Origin of the sequence: Agathobacter sp. LCP21S3_B2 (assembly GCF_052118705.1) — a bacterium.
Taxonomy (GTDB): domain Bacteria; phylum Bacillota; class Clostridia; order Lachnospirales; family Lachnospiraceae; genus Roseburia.
Genome location: NZ_JBQKGQ010000020.1, coordinates 44,210 through 59,117 on the forward strand (window position 1 = coordinate 44,210; position 14,908 = coordinate 59,117).

General features: G+C 39.1%; 12 protein-coding genes, 8 tRNA genes and 1 rRNA gene. 1 reads left to right on the forward strand and 20 read right to left on the reverse strand.

The window, feature by feature from the left end:
• Positions 1–12 precede the first annotated feature (12 nt).
• From codA to ACTQ1L_RS13065, 11 genes are all read right to left on the reverse strand, one after another.
• Positions 13–1,272, reverse strand: coding sequence for a cytosine deaminase (gene codA / locus ACTQ1L_RS13015; protein ID WP_441367594.1), 1,260 nt, complete (start codon positions 1,270–1,272; stop codon positions 13–15).
• Between the two features lie 264 nt (positions 1,273–1,536).
• On the reverse strand, positions 1,537–4,503 hold the full coding sequence (locus tag ACTQ1L_RS13020; RefSeq protein WP_441367595.1) for a type I restriction endonuclease subunit R: 2,967 nt from the start codon (positions 4,501–4,503) through the stop codon (positions 1,537–1,539).
• Between the two features lie 122 nt (positions 4,504–4,625).
• Entirely contained in the window at positions 4,626–5,552 is a 927-nt protein-coding gene (locus ACTQ1L_RS13025) for a site-specific integrase (RefSeq protein WP_138305441.1), read from the reverse strand.
• Between the two features lie 143 nt (positions 5,553–5,695).
• Positions 5,696–6,226 carry a hypothetical protein gene (locus ACTQ1L_RS13030; RefSeq protein ID WP_306793446.1) on the reverse strand — a complete coding sequence of 177 codons (531 nt, stop codon included), beginning with the start codon at positions 6,224–6,226 and terminating at the stop codon, positions 5,696–5,698.
• 47 nt (positions 6,227–6,273) lie between these two features.
• On the reverse strand, positions 6,274–6,837 hold the full coding sequence (locus ACTQ1L_RS13035; protein ID WP_441367605.1) for a restriction endonuclease subunit S: 564 nt from the start codon (positions 6,835–6,837) through the stop codon (positions 6,274–6,276).
• Positions 6,838–6,990: 153 nt separating this feature from the next.
• Positions 6,991–7,461: an NADAR family protein gene (locus ACTQ1L_RS13040; RefSeq protein ID WP_441367597.1), complete on the reverse strand. Its 471-nt coding sequence runs from the start codon at positions 7,459–7,461 to the stop codon at positions 6,991–6,993.
• The gene (locus tag ACTQ1L_RS13045) at positions 7,462–7,911 is read right to left on the reverse strand and encodes a hypothetical protein (protein WP_441367598.1); all 450 of its coding nucleotides are present in this window, start codon (positions 7,909–7,911) and stop codon (positions 7,462–7,464) included. It lies immediately after the preceding gene.
• A complete protein-coding gene (locus ACTQ1L_RS13050) occupies positions 7,889–8,554 on the reverse strand; it encodes a DUF3990 domain-containing protein (RefSeq protein ID WP_441367600.1) in 666 nt (221 codons plus the stop codon). Before ACTQ1L_RS13050 ends, ACTQ1L_RS13045 begins: the two co-directional genes overlap by 23 nt.
• A gap of 50 nt (positions 8,555–8,604) precedes the next feature.
• The gene (locus ACTQ1L_RS13055; RefSeq protein ID WP_441367601.1) at positions 8,605–9,840 is read right to left on the reverse strand and encodes a restriction endonuclease subunit S; all 1,236 of its coding nucleotides are present in this window, start codon (positions 9,838–9,840) and stop codon (positions 8,605–8,607) included.
• 5 nt (positions 9,841–9,845) lie between these two features.
• A complete protein-coding gene (locus ACTQ1L_RS13060; protein ID WP_306771609.1) occupies positions 9,846–11,447 on the reverse strand; it encodes a type I restriction-modification system subunit M in 1,602 nt (533 codons plus the stop codon).
• A gap of 41 nt (positions 11,448–11,488) precedes the next feature.
• The gene (locus ACTQ1L_RS13065) at positions 11,489–12,226 is read right to left on the reverse strand and encodes a copper homeostasis protein CutC (protein ID WP_441367607.1); all 738 of its coding nucleotides are present in this window, start codon (positions 12,224–12,226) and stop codon (positions 11,489–11,491) included.
• A 168-nt stretch (positions 12,227–12,394) separates the two neighbouring features.
• Between ACTQ1L_RS13065 and ACTQ1L_RS13070 the strand changes: the two genes are divergently transcribed.
• Positions 12,395–13,648, forward strand: a complete 1,254-nt coding sequence (locus tag ACTQ1L_RS13070; protein ID WP_441367603.1) for a PIN domain-containing protein — start codon at positions 12,395–12,397, stop codon at positions 13,646–13,648.
• Between the two features lie 296 nt (positions 13,649–13,944).
• On the opposite strand, the gene ACTQ1L_RS13075 is transcribed toward ACTQ1L_RS13070, so the two are convergent.
• From ACTQ1L_RS13075 to ACTQ1L_RS13115, 9 genes are all read right to left on the reverse strand, one after another.
• Positions 13,945–14,018 (reverse strand) — tRNA-Arg (locus ACTQ1L_RS13075).
• A 52-nt stretch (positions 14,019–14,070) separates the two neighbouring features.
• Positions 14,071–14,154: transfer RNA gene (locus ACTQ1L_RS13080), tRNA-Leu, on the reverse strand.
• Between the two features lie 5 nt (positions 14,155–14,159).
• Positions 14,160–14,232, reverse strand: a tRNA-Val gene (locus ACTQ1L_RS13085).
• Between the two features lie 31 nt (positions 14,233–14,263).
• A tRNA-Asp gene (locus ACTQ1L_RS13090) sits at positions 14,264–14,337 on the reverse strand.
• A 61-nt stretch (positions 14,338–14,398) separates the two neighbouring features.
• Positions 14,399–14,472: transfer RNA gene (locus ACTQ1L_RS13095), tRNA-Ile, on the reverse strand.
• A 9-nt stretch (positions 14,473–14,481) separates the two neighbouring features.
• Positions 14,482–14,554, reverse strand: a tRNA-Thr gene (locus ACTQ1L_RS13100).
• Positions 14,555–14,598: 44 nt separating this feature from the next.
• Positions 14,599–14,670, reverse strand: a tRNA-Glu gene (locus ACTQ1L_RS13105).
• Between the two features lie 14 nt (positions 14,671–14,684).
• A tRNA-Asn gene (locus ACTQ1L_RS13110) sits at positions 14,685–14,756 on the reverse strand.
• 62 nt (positions 14,757–14,818) lie between these two features.
• Positions 14,819–14,908, reverse strand: a 23S ribosomal RNA gene (locus ACTQ1L_RS13115); the annotation flags it as partial.

Sequence of the window (14,908 nt, forward strand, 5' to 3'; positions counted from 1 at the left end):
AATTATTACCTCTTATTTCAGCAGGTCGATTGCTCCTGTAACCTTTGCCGGGATTTTTTCGAATAAATACTCACCGTGTCTGACAGAAGCAGTGATTCCTGCTCTCTCACATATTGCCTCAAATTCTGATTTTGCATCGAGCACGATAAAGTTGGCTGGCTTGCCCTCCTCGATACCATAGCGATCGGTAATGCTCATGGTGATGGCTCCATTTGTGGTAACAAGGTCTAAATCATTTGTAATCTCCTCCGGAGACATCATCTGAGCCAGATGAATGCCATGGTCAAGAATCATCATCATATTGCCGTTTCCAAGCGGATACCATGGATCTGACATGGAATCCTGTGCAAAGCAGACATTGATACCATTGTCATACAGCTCCTTAACCCTTGTAATTCCCCTTCTCTTTGGATAGGTATCCTGACGTCCCTCAAGATATACATTCTCTGTAGGGCATGAAATGAAATTGATACCTGACTTCTTGAAGAGTTTCATCATCCTGAAGGCATAGCTGTTGTCCGCTGAGCCGAATGAGCATGTATGGCTCGCCGTAGTCCTGGTGCCAATCCCCTCCATCAGGGCAAGTGCATTCAAAAGCTCTAGGAAGCGGCTCTGAGTATCATCAGTCTCATCACAATGTGCGTCGACCAGCTTATCGTATTTTACCGCAAGCTCGATAGCCTTGTGTACTGACTTCTCGCCAAATTCCCTGGCCAGCTCAAAGTGTGGTATGGCACCGACACAGTCAGCTCCCATCTTGAGAGCCTCCTCTACAAGCTCATCACCACCCTTGTATGCATACATGCCCTCCTGTGGAAAAGCTACAATCTGTAAATCCAGGATGTCCTTTACCTCATCTCTCACCTCAAGAGCTGCCTTAAGCCCTGTAAATGTCGGGTCTGTGACATCAATATGAGTCCTGATTGCCTGCACACCATTCAACATCTCTTTCCTGATACCACTATATATGCGCTCCTTCATCTGCTCCACTGTCATATGTCCCTTTGACTCGCTCCAGCGCTGAATGCCCTCAAACAAGGTTCCTGAGCCATTCTCCTCACCCAGCCCTGCAGTAAATACATAGTCCAGATGCATATGCGGATCAACATACGGTGGAATGACAAGCTGTCCCTGCAAATCAATGATCTCGCAGCCTGCCTGCTCCGGTAAATCTGCTGAAATCTTCTTAAATACTCCATCCTCCACAAGAATTGAAGTAAGCTCCTTTTGACCCTTAAGCCTTACGTTTTTAAATAATTTTGTGCTGCTCATACTGTATTCCTCTTTTCCATATGACCTAAGTATTCATAGCTTTAGCCACGCATATCCCGGCTAAAAAAGGCACTAAGGAATACACCTTAGCGCCTTTGCTAAAACCTCATGTCATTATTTATTTGCTATTTATTGTTTACGAACAAATAGTAGCATCATGTCGGAATACAGTCAACAAAATGCAAAATCAACGATATTATTTTATTCCTGTGTACCAAAAATGTCAAATGGATTTGGTTGTTGGGGACAAAACAGCTATATTTTTTATACTAAAGGCTTAATCTCGTCATCCAGCGTACTCCTAAGCTCTGCAAAAAACTTAGCATAGTACTTGAATTTAGGTAAAGCATGTTCCACTGTATTTTTGTACTCAGGATAATTAATAGATGCCTTTATGGCGCTCTCATTAGGGATAATCCCATTGCGGTAATGTGTTGCCGCATACATTACATCATCCTTGTCTGCATGCCATAGCAGGCAAAAATTACTCACAACCTGTTCTATACATTCATGTTTCATATTTTCAACAATGTTTAGAATTGATTTGCCCTTGAACCTGCTCTCATCAAGCTCTATCTCATTAATCAGATGTGACATGATATCTGCAACCTTCGGATTATCCTTACGCAGATCCTCTACATACTGCTTTGCCTCATCAATCTTCTTTTGCTTTTCCTCAGGAGTAATATCACCATCATCCTCAGGATTGACGATATTCTGAATGAGATTGATGATATATTCATAATCAATCCTTGTATTACTGTATGCCATAAGCTCATAATCTGAGTCTATTTCCGGTTCTACTGGCGGATTATCCGGGTCCGGTCCCGGGTCTGGCCCAATCTCACTTTTTATGTTCAGGTAATGACCTGCATAGTCTATATATTCCTGTTCAGTAATTCCATAATCATCAAGCATACTTTCATCATATCTGCTGAATGATTTAAGCTGTGCAAAAAGTCTGTCAAAGCTCTGAAACATCTTCATGAAATGAAGCTTCTCCTCATCTGACATTGACGGAATGTCGTCCGGTATCTGAGCTGCAATTCTAAGTGCCGCAAGCGCCTTTTTAAAAGCAGGCTCCACATCATCCCACTCTGCAATAAGCGGTGTATCCTCTGTACTTCCTGCAGAGTAAAGCTTGACAGCATCATCCACACATTTCTTGAAAAGTACCGGTGCCTGAAAAGTCACAATCTGTCCATACGGCTTTGATTTTTTGTCAAAAATACGATTAGTTCTGGAAAAGGCCTGTATTAAATCGTGAGGTCCCATCGGCTGCCTGTCAATAAAAATTGTCGACATGCATGGCGCATCAAAGCCTGTGAGCAGACGATCCACAACAATAACCAGATCAAGCTGTTCGTTTCTGCTCTTATACTTAGGATCTTTTCTAGAAAGTCGTTTATTTAGATTACTATTGTATGAAGTAATCTGTGAAATATCAAACTTTGTATCAAACATAGCGTTGTAGTCATCAAGAGACTGCTTCATCTTCTCCTGATTGACCTGCGAGCCGTCCTCATTTTCAGTCACAGAGTATGTAATGGCAAACTTAGGGAAGTCCGGTAAAACCTGCTTTATGCGTTCATCTATCTTTAATGGCGTTTCTCCATTTTTCACCCTTGTGAGCAGCTCATAATATTTTTGTGCAAGCGAAATAGAACTTGTAGTCAAAAGCCCTTCAAAGGTCTTGCCTTTTCCATTTTGAAAGCCCAGCTTATGATATGACTTATTTAAAATAACCTCAAGCACCTTGAGCATATGCGTCTCATTTTCATATCGGCTGCTGTCAGTCTCATCCGTCACATCCTTTGGACCATCGTGCTCCACTTGAAATCCCAAAACAGCATTATCATGAATAGCATTCTGGATAGTATATTTGTGCAGACATGCTCCGTATAATTCCTCTGTTGTACGTGGCAAATCCCCCATCAACGGATAAGGATTCTCCGGAAAACGTGGTGTTCCTGTAAAGCCAAACCAGAGTGACTTTCCAAAAAAGCGTTCGATTATTCTCTTGGTAGCCGGAGATACAGCTCTGTGACACTCATCCACCACAAAAGCTATTTTTAATCCTCTTAACCTGTTATACTCAGGTGTGCCCTCCTTCAGACGCTTTGAAATGAGAATCTGCATCTTTTGAATTGTAGTAACAATCATCTGTCTGTCAGACGATTTAAGTTTATTTTTCAAATCAGTCACATTATCAGTATTATCCACATCAATTGAATCATTCTGAGAATATGAACTAAATGACGTATTTGTCTGCTCATCAAGATCTTTCCTGTCTATAAGAAAAATAGCCTTATCCAACGCCGGAATATCCATAAGGAGATTTCTTGTTGCCTTATATGATGTAAGCGTCTTTCCCGAGCCTGTAGTATGCCATACAAATCCCGACTTTCCTGTTCGTGATGCTTCACGAATTGCCTCAATAGCATGTATCTGATATGGCCTAAGCAGAATAAGCCGCTTAGCTTCATTATCTAAAACCGTATATCTTGCAATCATCTCATGTGCCTGCGGAATCTTAAGGACATTTTTTGCAAAATCAATATAATCAGAAACCGGCTGATTGTTCCTGTCAACCCATCCGCTGATAAATTCTTTCTTTAGCTCCGTATCACTTGCTGCAGAAAAATACTTCGTGTCAACACCGTTGCTTATAACAAACATCTGAACAGCCGAAAAAATCCCCCTGAATTGCCCTTCACCAATGTATTTCTTTATCTGATTGAATGCTTCCATATATGAATGCTGTCTGTTTTTCAGCTCAATATGTATCATTGGAAGACCGTTTATCATCAAGGTCACATCAAATCTACGGTCTCTTGATGCGGCATCATCATCATCCTTCAATGCACTGTACTGATTTATAACCTCATACACACTGCTGCCACCTGCAATATGCTCATGATTCATCACAACCAGATGAAGCTTCTTAGTATCACGCTGTACATGCACCATGACCTTGCCGTTCTCGCCTACCAGCCACTCTCCAGCCTTATAAAATGTTGAAAACTGCAACTGATTCTTTACCTGCTCAAACTCTGAATCAGAAAGTGGCTCACCATCCAGCCTGTCCTTATTGTTCTGCTCTAAAATATATTTAAAATTGTTCCATAAATCCGCTTCTGTCTTTAAATCTGGTCTGTACGTCCACTGCGAATCCCCATATATCAACTGCTCAATCAATTTCTGCTCTATTAACGATTCCAACTCCGGCATGATAATTTCTCCTTCTTCAAAACCTAAACACTAACTATATTTATTATAGCAAATATAGGCATAAAATACCACAAAATTACTTATATCAAAATCAGCGTAAGCATATTGTGTAAAAAGCTACATTACAGTCCTGACAAAGTCCTCATTACCAGATCCACATCCTTATTTTCCAGTTCCTGAATGATATGCAGATATGTTTTCTGCGTTGTTGTCATACTCGCATGCCCCAATCTGCGCGCCACACTGGCTATAGAAACACCGGCAAACAAAAGCAACGATGCATGCGTATGTCTAAGTCCGTGAATGGAAATCTCCGATATCCCACAGGCCTTACAGTGTCTGGTGAGAGCATCATTGACGGTTGAATTATAAATCTTTTCCTCTCCTACAAATATAGGCTCGTCCTCCGGCAGCCCTTTTACCAGCTCAGAAAACTTTACTACTATCTGCCAGTCAATCTGAATCTTTCTCACAGATGACTTATTCTTCGTCGGTAGAAAACCGCCCTTACCCTTATAATCCCAAGTCTTGCTTATAGAAAGTGTTTGTCTTCCAAAATCAAAATCCTTCGGTGTGATGGCAAGCGCCTCTGAGAAACGCATCCCTGTCTTTGCCACAAGCAAAATAAACCAGTCCCAGTTCGGCTCTTCCTTTATATCCAGATCAGCTATCAAAGTATGCAACTCAAACTGATTGAGATATTTAATCTTTTTCTCACGTGGTGTCTTACCCTTGATGATAGCCTTTCTGGTCGGATCACGCTCTATCAGCCCCTCATCCACAGCGTCCATTACCGCACCCTTTAGCTGATGATGGAAGTCAAGTGTTGTCTGTCTCTCATGCTCCTTTGCGTAATCATTTAGTATCTTCTGATACGCGGTCCTTGTCAGCTCACAAACCTTAAGCTCTGGAGCCAGCTTCTCCACCCACTTTTGAGTCATCCTGTACTTTGCCATAGTGGCTTCACGAATTGCATCTTTCTTATACACTTCTATCCACTGTGCGTAATAGTTGTAAAATAATGCATCCTTGCTCATATCCTCTAGCATACGCTACCTCCTTTATTAGTACTGCTTACGCTGATGTAACCATAATTAGGCTTGCTTTGTTTGAGGTTGATTTATGTTTGATTCGTTGTCAAATTTATGGTAACCATTGTATAGATACAATGTTACTTACGATAAAAAACAGTTTATAAAAGCATGTTCAGATGTAATTTGTGCTGGCGCTGGTGAAGAGTGATGAGGTGGTCGATGGTGGAAAAATATAATGAAATCATTTCCTGTTCATCTTTTTTAGGAAAAGAAACCATCCCCTTTAAAGCGTTCTCTGCTGAAACTTTCATGTCATTTTTTGCACCTTTGTTTACCAACGGATGCATATAAGAATTCATTCTGGAATCAAGTTCAAAATAAATCTGTACAAACTTTGAATCCGTTATTTCTTTTGGCTTATAAACTGCATATAAGGTTGATACAATCCCCGGAATTCCCTTATTTGTCTTGATTATTCCGTATGGATTAGATTTTAATGGTGACTTTGTATATACAACATCTCCGTTTTCCACAACACCATAATTCGAAACCGATGCACCTGCAAATGAACGACCTTGAAATTCAATCTGATTTACAATTCCATATTCACCTGAAACCGATAGAACATCCTCTTTTGTGAAACGATTATCTCTATTCTTTTCAGATGATACCTCAAGATAATCTATCAACTTACGCTGTTCCCAATCGTTTTCAACATTTATAATTTTTTATTGGCTTACGATGAGATATAGTAGAAACTGATTTTTTTATAAAAATCTGTCTGGCGCTGGTGAAGAGTGATGATGTGGTCGAGATTACGGAAATAAGCTCCGATTTTTTGTTGTTCTGCCAATTCTGAAGGTACTTTAATTTCAGTTTCTCCAAATGTGGTCTTATTTACAATTGGCACTGCCTGATTAGATGCTATAGCTTTTATACTTCCAGATATATTTTCTAAGGACGTAAAAATAAAATCATCATCAAAGTTATCATAAGGTTCAACAGCATTTATTTGCTGATTCGTTGTTGATTCTTGGCTTGTTTGTGCCACTTTTCCTATTGTTGAACCTATACTCACAAAAAGAGAAGCCTTCTCCCTTATCTTGCGACCTTGGTCGAATCCCTTTTTTGTAAGTGTAGTTATTGTTTCATCAACATAACGATTTTCTTGTATATCAGCAGGACTAACAAATAAAAATTCTCCACCATAATTATCACTAATACTTGTTTTTGGAGTTGAACCTGTAACGATATTACCAATTTCAGAAACCTTACGCTGTTCCCAAACTTTTGGTTTTATTCACCATATTCAAATAGACTTACGCTAATAACGAGTGATGCCACTATTCATCACTTATAATATAAAAGACGTGAGTAATTACCCCACGCCTAAAAATAATTAAAAGCACGGATGTATGCTCTTAAAAGTAATCAGAATTTTATCTTTCATATTTTATATTTCATCTCTCACCATCATAAGTGCAAATCCAAGCAAATTCTTTCCTCTCCACTTTTCCATTTCTAATCTTTTAGGATCTGTCATTGACAATCCAATACCCCATATGCAGTCCCTCACAGCACATTCCGCTAAAACCGCATCACCTGTAGCCTTTAGTCTGGATTTCAATTCAGGATTTTGAAATTTTTCACAAATTCCCTTGTAAACAACAATCTGTCGCTTTCCATTCCAGATTGTTTCATTATAATTTGAAACCTTTCTTCCCAAATCCTTAATTTGTGCAACATCTGTAGTTTCAAGAATCTTCTCCGCTATTTTTGTATCACCAAAACAATTTGCTTTTTGATACATCATGTACTGTTCCATTGATGAAAATCTTATTCCATCACATTCAAACTCACTTAAATACCAGTTACTAAGATATCCATTTTCCTCATTTGGATTATGAAAACAAACTATATTCATTTATACTTTACCTACCTTTTTTACCGCCAAATCAAGCTCTAAATCATGAAGTCCACAATAAGCTTTCCTCAGAAAATCGACCGGTACTTTATTTATTACCTCTGCGCTTGGAATATCATAATACCACTGATAATAAGCATAAAATTCTCCAATCCAATCAGGCATAAATCCTTCGATTGCTTTCCCCTTCTTTAACTTATATTTTTCTGTGTCTGAAAAGTATTTCCACAGTTCTTTTGCATCCATAGTATTAACATAAGCCATCGCATCATCAATGTTTTTTCTGGTTTTACTTTTCATATACGTATTTATAAAATCTTCTGTATCACTATCAGGATAAGACTGTGCCACAAAATCAAATAATTTTCCCTGATTTTCCACCACGTCACCCAGATACGCTTCTGAATATGCGCCCATTTTCTCACCTCTATAACAATGTACTAAAAACATTCGTAACCTTATTTGCATCTGAATCTACTAAATTACGCATTTTTTTTCTTGCTTCAATATCTCTTTGATTATACTTATTGTTAAATTCATTGTATTCAACTTGAAGTAAATCACTTTCTATCTCGCATAAATTTGCATATGCTTTTTCTGTCTTAATACAATACTGAATCCCCAATCCGCCTAACGAAAGCAATTCTTCAAGAATATCTATATCAATATTATCTCGGACAAATTCTTTTGCAATGTAGAAATATGATGCATTTGCGCGCCATCCCTTTATCACATCATATGCATCGGTAGCAATACCATATTTATCAATAAACTTTGCTGCAAGCATCCTATAACGCTTGGAATCAGCAGCATCGCGATGTTTCATAAGTTCTGCAAGCCACGATAAAACATCCTTCTCCTGAAAATCAAAAATTTTTAGTTTCCTTGTATTTAACTCATACTTATGAACCCATCCATTCTGTTCATTAGGTCTGCAAACCGCCCATTCTTTTGCTAAATCTACGTTTTCTGTCAGATAAAATCCACGACCATAATCATGTTTATCATCTCCACCGCCAAATACCGGTGTTACTATTTTGTTAGGAGAACCGTGATATAAAATTATTGTATCCATTTTAATTCCCTGTGACACTCTTAACCCTCCCTTCCTTCAAGAGATCTCATAACTCTAATATCAAATGATTATATAAACATATTTTGTAACATATATTTTTTCATTTTCTTAAGTTCATCGCACTTACGTTGGTGAAGAGTGATAAGGTGGTCAAGGTTGGAAAAATATTCTCCAATTATCGTCTGCTCGTCTACCGATTTTGGAATTATCATATTGGTATCCTGTAGTGCAGACTTTGATATAGATGTTACTTTTATTCCTTGCATTAATGGAATCAACTGAGCATGATATGCTGATGAATTCATATAATAGCCAAGGAATTTTGCACCATACTCTTCCTTAGGACGACAAGGTATTGTATGCAATCCTGAAATAAGCTTAATGTCATCCACACCCTGTATTTCTGTGCATTTCCCAACAGTTTCGTCCTCTGCCGTATCAGCAATTACAATGTCTCCATTATGTAAAAAAGAACCTTTGAATTTTTCGACTTTAGAGTCATCATTTATAAATGGCAATTCTTCTTTGGAGACATCGATATAATCTCCAAACTTAATCAACACATCGCCATAATGTACATTCTTGACAGTTCCGCTTTCATAATTCAATTCGGATCTTGATAAAGTATTATTCTGCAATCCAGTGAACACATCACTAAACTTACGCTGTTCCCAATCGTAGGTATATCCATCAAATCTAATCTCTGGAATTTTTGCTCCATTTTGTGGAAACATTTTTTGAAGCATATATTTTTTCAGATTTTTTGTCTGATCACACTTTCGCTGGTGAAGAGTGATGAGGTGGTCTAAACAATCCAGATAATCTCCTATTTTTCGTTGTTCTTCAATTGATGTATACGGGATTTCAATAGTTTTCATCCCATCAATATCTATGCTTCTGCCGTCTCTTATTCCGTACACATGTGACACTAATTTATGCTTTATAAATTCATAAGATCGGAAGTACGGATAATAAAATCTTGAATCTGCCATGTCACTGTGAAATGTATGATATGCAGGGCTTATAATGCCATCTAATGATGATTTTTCTAAGCCTCCTTCAAAGGAACGAAGATGTACAATGAAATCGTCTTTTCTCACCATTTTATAGTTAGATAAATTGGATGTATCATACATTAAATTCCTATCAGATTCTTCCCTTTTTACTGTTCCACCACCCTGAATTATAGTTAAAGCTGATAACTCGGTATGGTTCTTTTCAGAGTATTCTTTGAACACGTCTCCCAACTTACGCTGTTCCCAATCCTTAGTAAACCCTTTAAATCTAATCTTTGGATTTTCCATACAAATCACCCCTCAATCATATCAATATAACGCTTTAACGATGCCATTATATTTTCATCAGACGATGTCAGGTCTTTTAACAAATTCACAAACTCACCTTCGACCTTTCCTATCTCGTCATCAGTTTTTTTCATATCCTCGAGCAGACCATTTATATCGACTTCCTCTTCCTTTTCAAAATTGTCTACATATCGCGGTATGTTTAGGTTGAAATCATTCTTTTCAATATCATCAAAGCTTGCCAGATAGGATTCTTTGTCCACAGTTTCTCTTCTGTTATACAAATCCATAACTTCATCAATATGCTCGTCTGACATTTCGTTTTGTTTTTTGCCCTTAATGAACTTCTTTGACGCATCAATAAACAGTACATCTCTGCCATCTCTATGCTTTTTAAGTACAACAATGCATGTAGGAATAGACGTATTATAAAATAAATTAGCCGGCAATCCTATAACCGCATATATGTTTCCTGAACGAAGGAGCTTTTCTCTTATTTTTCCCTCTGCTGCACCTCTGAAAAGCACTCCATGTGGCAAAACGATGGCCATTGTTCCATTGCTTTTCAGATGATAAAGTCCATGAAGTAAAAATGCATAATCAGCCTTTGATTTTGGCGCCAAAACACCATATTCTGAAAATCTTTCGTCCTGTAAAAATCCTGATGCAGCACTCCATTTTGCAGAATACGGCGGATTCATAAGTACCATATGAAAGTCAGTTTCCTCACCAGTTGGCCAGTCTGCATCAAGAGTATCTCCATGATGCAGATTCTGATTCTCCGCAGCTACATCATGCAGGAACATATTCATCCTCGCCAGATTATATGTAGACATGTTCAGTTCCTGTCCATAATACTTTATATAGTTTGTATCACCTTTATAGTATCTCTTTGCATTAAGAAGCAGCGAACCTGAGCCCATACATGGATCATAGATTGACAAACCTTTCACATTCTCCTGTCCTGTTATTGCTATTCTAGTAAGAATTTTTGATACTGCCTGTGGTGTATAGAATTCTCCCGCCTTCTTACCGGTCTCTGACGCAAACTGTCCTATCAGATATTCATATGCATCTCCAAGTATTTCACCATCGGAATTAAGCAAATCCGCCTGGTCTATTACTTTTATCAGTTCTGCAATTGTATCACTTTGTTTCTGGTCTCCCGCTCCAAGCCTGCTTGAATACAAATCAATGTCGGAAAACAAATCCACAAACAACTCTCCGCTCTGCTCAATATTATTGAATGCTTTCTGTAATTGCTCACGATTAAAGCAATTATTCCTTGCATCCTCTGCAAAACATGTATATGTAAGCTCAGGCTCAATTACATATTTACGATCCTGCTTTAATTCATCAAGCAAATCATTAGCATATTCACCCTTCAACTCATTTTTATATGCCTCAAGTGCCACCTTGAGCGATTCCGGTTTCTCATCATTTATCAAATCATATACTCTAATCAAAAATGAATCTGATAGGTATTTATAGAATACAATTCCCAAAAGATAATTCTTATATTCATTCGCGTCCATTTTAGAACGAAGTACATCAGCGCCACTCCAAAGTACACTGATTAAATCCTTACTATTTTCCTGTTCTGCCATTAATTGCTTCCTCCGAAATTCTATAATCTTTTGCTTTAATATTACTCTCCACTTACCTCTTCCGCAAGCTTCCTAACCTTCCCTGCATCCGCACACTGATAGCAGTTCTTCATCGCTTCATCATACGAGAAATCTACTGCATTACCCGCTGCTGTCACATCACACTTCCATGAGCCACACGAGCTGTGCACCTGCGTAATACCTGTATATTCGATAAATGCTCTCACATTGTTATCATTCACACCGCTTCCGGCCAGAATCGTAATATCTTTTCCATATTGATTTTGAAGATGCTTAAGCTGTTTTCTGCCATCCCATACATTTACTGCTCCACCGCTTGTGAGGATACGATCTGCGCCAAGCCTAATAAGCTTCTCCGCTGCACTGTCCTGATTATCTATGCAGTCAAAGGCGCGGTGAAACACAGCTTCCCTGCCATACTCATGAATGAGCTCTATCATTTCCTTCGTGCGCTTTTTGTCAAGCATTTTTTCCTCTGTCAGAAATCCAAACGCAATACCATCTGCTCCATGCTCTAAAAGAATTTTTGCATCCATAAGCATAGTGTCGTATTCTTCATCCGAATAGCAAAATCCGCCGCCCCTCGGCCGAACCATTGCCACTACCGGTATATTGCATTTTTCCTTTGCATATATTAAATTGGCGAGTGTAGGTGTCAGCCCTCCCATATATAGGGCACTGTTCAGTTCAACCCTGTCTGCACCATTTTCATATGCTGTTTTCACATCCGAAAAGCTGCCACAGCAGATTTCAAGCATCGGTTTATTTATTTCTTTGCCTCTCATTTTATCCCCCTAATCCTCATAGCATATAAAAATTATATCATATGTTGCGCACTTTGTATTGTTAACATTTCTAAGATTTCTAAAAATCATGTTTATTTGCCATTATTTCAAACTCATGTTACAATACTTTTGTCCGGATTAATGGTGATTATTATCAGACACTTTTTAGTAGACAGCGAAAATGTCAACGACAACTGGCTGATGCTGTTTGATATGGCAGATGAGGACGACGAAATCGTAGTTTTTTACACAAAAAAATCACCTCACATGTCATACATGTCAGTCATCAGGCTTATGGAAAACAACAGTATTAACGTACGATTTGAGGAATGCTATGAGGGAACGAATGCCCTCGATTTTCAGCTGGTATCCTATATGGGTTATCTGATGGGACACAACGATTCCCTCAGTGAAAGCACATGTGAACATGCATCAGGCAACACTGAAATACAAGATAACACAAAGCCATATAATGATAATTCTTCAGCTACTCATATCGTTGCAAACACAGCAGATATATCAGCAGCCCCATGTGCTGATGAGTACATCATAATGAGCAATGACACAGGCTATGACCCTGCTGTAAGGTTCTGGAAAGATAAGGGATTCGCTGTACGCAGATTCAATGTAAATTTCTGCAAACAGGCTGTCCAGCGAAGAAAAAACATCAAGTATCAGGTAGTAGCAGATATTCCATCCAAGGAAGATAACGTCAATAACAATATCAATATCAATATCAATACCGATACTGATACCGATACCGATACCGATGCTATCACCGCAAAATCTTACAATTTGAATGAACTTATCGATGGCAATCATAGCAGCTATACAGACAGTGAACCGTTAGGTGATGAGCTTGCAACTAACGATGACTTACCATTCACTGACGAACAGACACCTCATAATGGTTCTGGTAACAGCTCAAATAAAAACGAAGCAGATGAGGCTAAATCCTCAACGGACAGCATTGATACATCAGATATTTCTGAAGTATCGGCAGTATCCGAAGACTTCGACCATTTTGAGGTAGATTCTTTCCTAAACTGCATGGGAAAAGACAATCTTCTCAAGCTTCACGAGACACTGGTTCATGTTTATGGTATGAAACAGGGTCAGACAATTTATAAAACCATAAAAGACAAATCCTACTCTTTTACGCCTGAAAAGCTCACGCGTAAAAAGAAGGTAGAGCGTTTTACAGGTATAATTTTCGCACACAGTGATATTAATGATCCCGGAAATTTTGTTGATTTTCTTGAAAAAAATAAGAATAAAACAAAGAATCTCAATGGCATAAGATCTGCCATCACAAAGAGCTACGGTGAGACAGATGGTCTGAAATATTACAGCCTTTTCAAGCCATATTTCAAAATTATATCTGCACTGAAATAACGCCCTTTATTTTACAACAGAAAGGTAATCCGGATATGACAATTGAGGCACGGAATTAATACTCCGCGCCTCAATTATGTTATTATTTCATTTTCAATTCTATACAATTTTATCCTTAAAAAACATAAAATCCATATTATATAACGTGCGTGAGAGGGCGCTGGAAGTCCGGTGGACTTCCGCTTAGCGCCGACCGCAACGAAGTGTAGAACGAACCCTGTGGTTCAAATCGTCCGCGGACGATTTGTAGTATAGAAAGAGCAGGTATTACAACCTGCTCTTTCTATACTATATAACGTGCGTGAGAGGATTCGAACCCCCGACACCTTGGTCCGTAGCCAAGTGCTCTATCCAGCTGAGCTACACACACATATTCTATTTACTCATTCATTATAACACTCTTGTCAAGTGTTTTGAATGAATGCCGCAGACCGGAATCGAACCGGTACTGTATCACTACAACAGGATTTTAAGTCCTGCGCGTCTGCCAGTTCCGCCACTGCGGCATAAATGGGACCTACAGGGCTCGAACCTGTGACCCTCTGCTTGTAAGGCAGATGCTCTCCCAGCTGAGCTAAGATCCCATATAAAATTGTAGTAAATAATCACTACAAACGACCCAGACGGGACTCGAACCCGTGACCTCCGCCGTGACAGGGCGGCGCTCTAACCAACTGAGCCACTAGGCCAAATGCTTAATGCGTGATATATAATATCACAGTTTGCACAAAAATGCAAGAAAAAATTAAATGGACCATCGGGGACTCGAACCCAGGACCGACCGGTTATGAGCCGGTTGCTCTAACCAACTGAGCTAATGGTCCAAATATATAAGCCGATGATCGGACTCGAACCGATAACCTGCTGATTACAAATCAGCTGCTCTGCCAATTGAGCCACATCGGCATACGACTTATGACTTTTAACTCAGCGCATTGCTGTGCTAAAAATGACTCCAACGGGATTTGAACCCGTGTTACCGCCGTGAAAGGGCGATGTCTTAACCGCTTGACCATGGAGCCTAAGAAAAAGAAAACTCCCCGAGTAGGGCTCGAACCTACAACAACTCGGTTAACAGCCGAGTGCTCTACCATTGAGCTATCGAGGATTATTAAGGTTTGTACCTTCAAAACTTCATACAAATCCGATTTGTTTTTCTCCGTTATTAACCAGATTAAGCCCTCGACCTATTAGTAACAGTCAGCTCCACATGTTGCCATGCTTCCACCTCTGCCCTATCTACCTTGTAGTCTTCAAGGG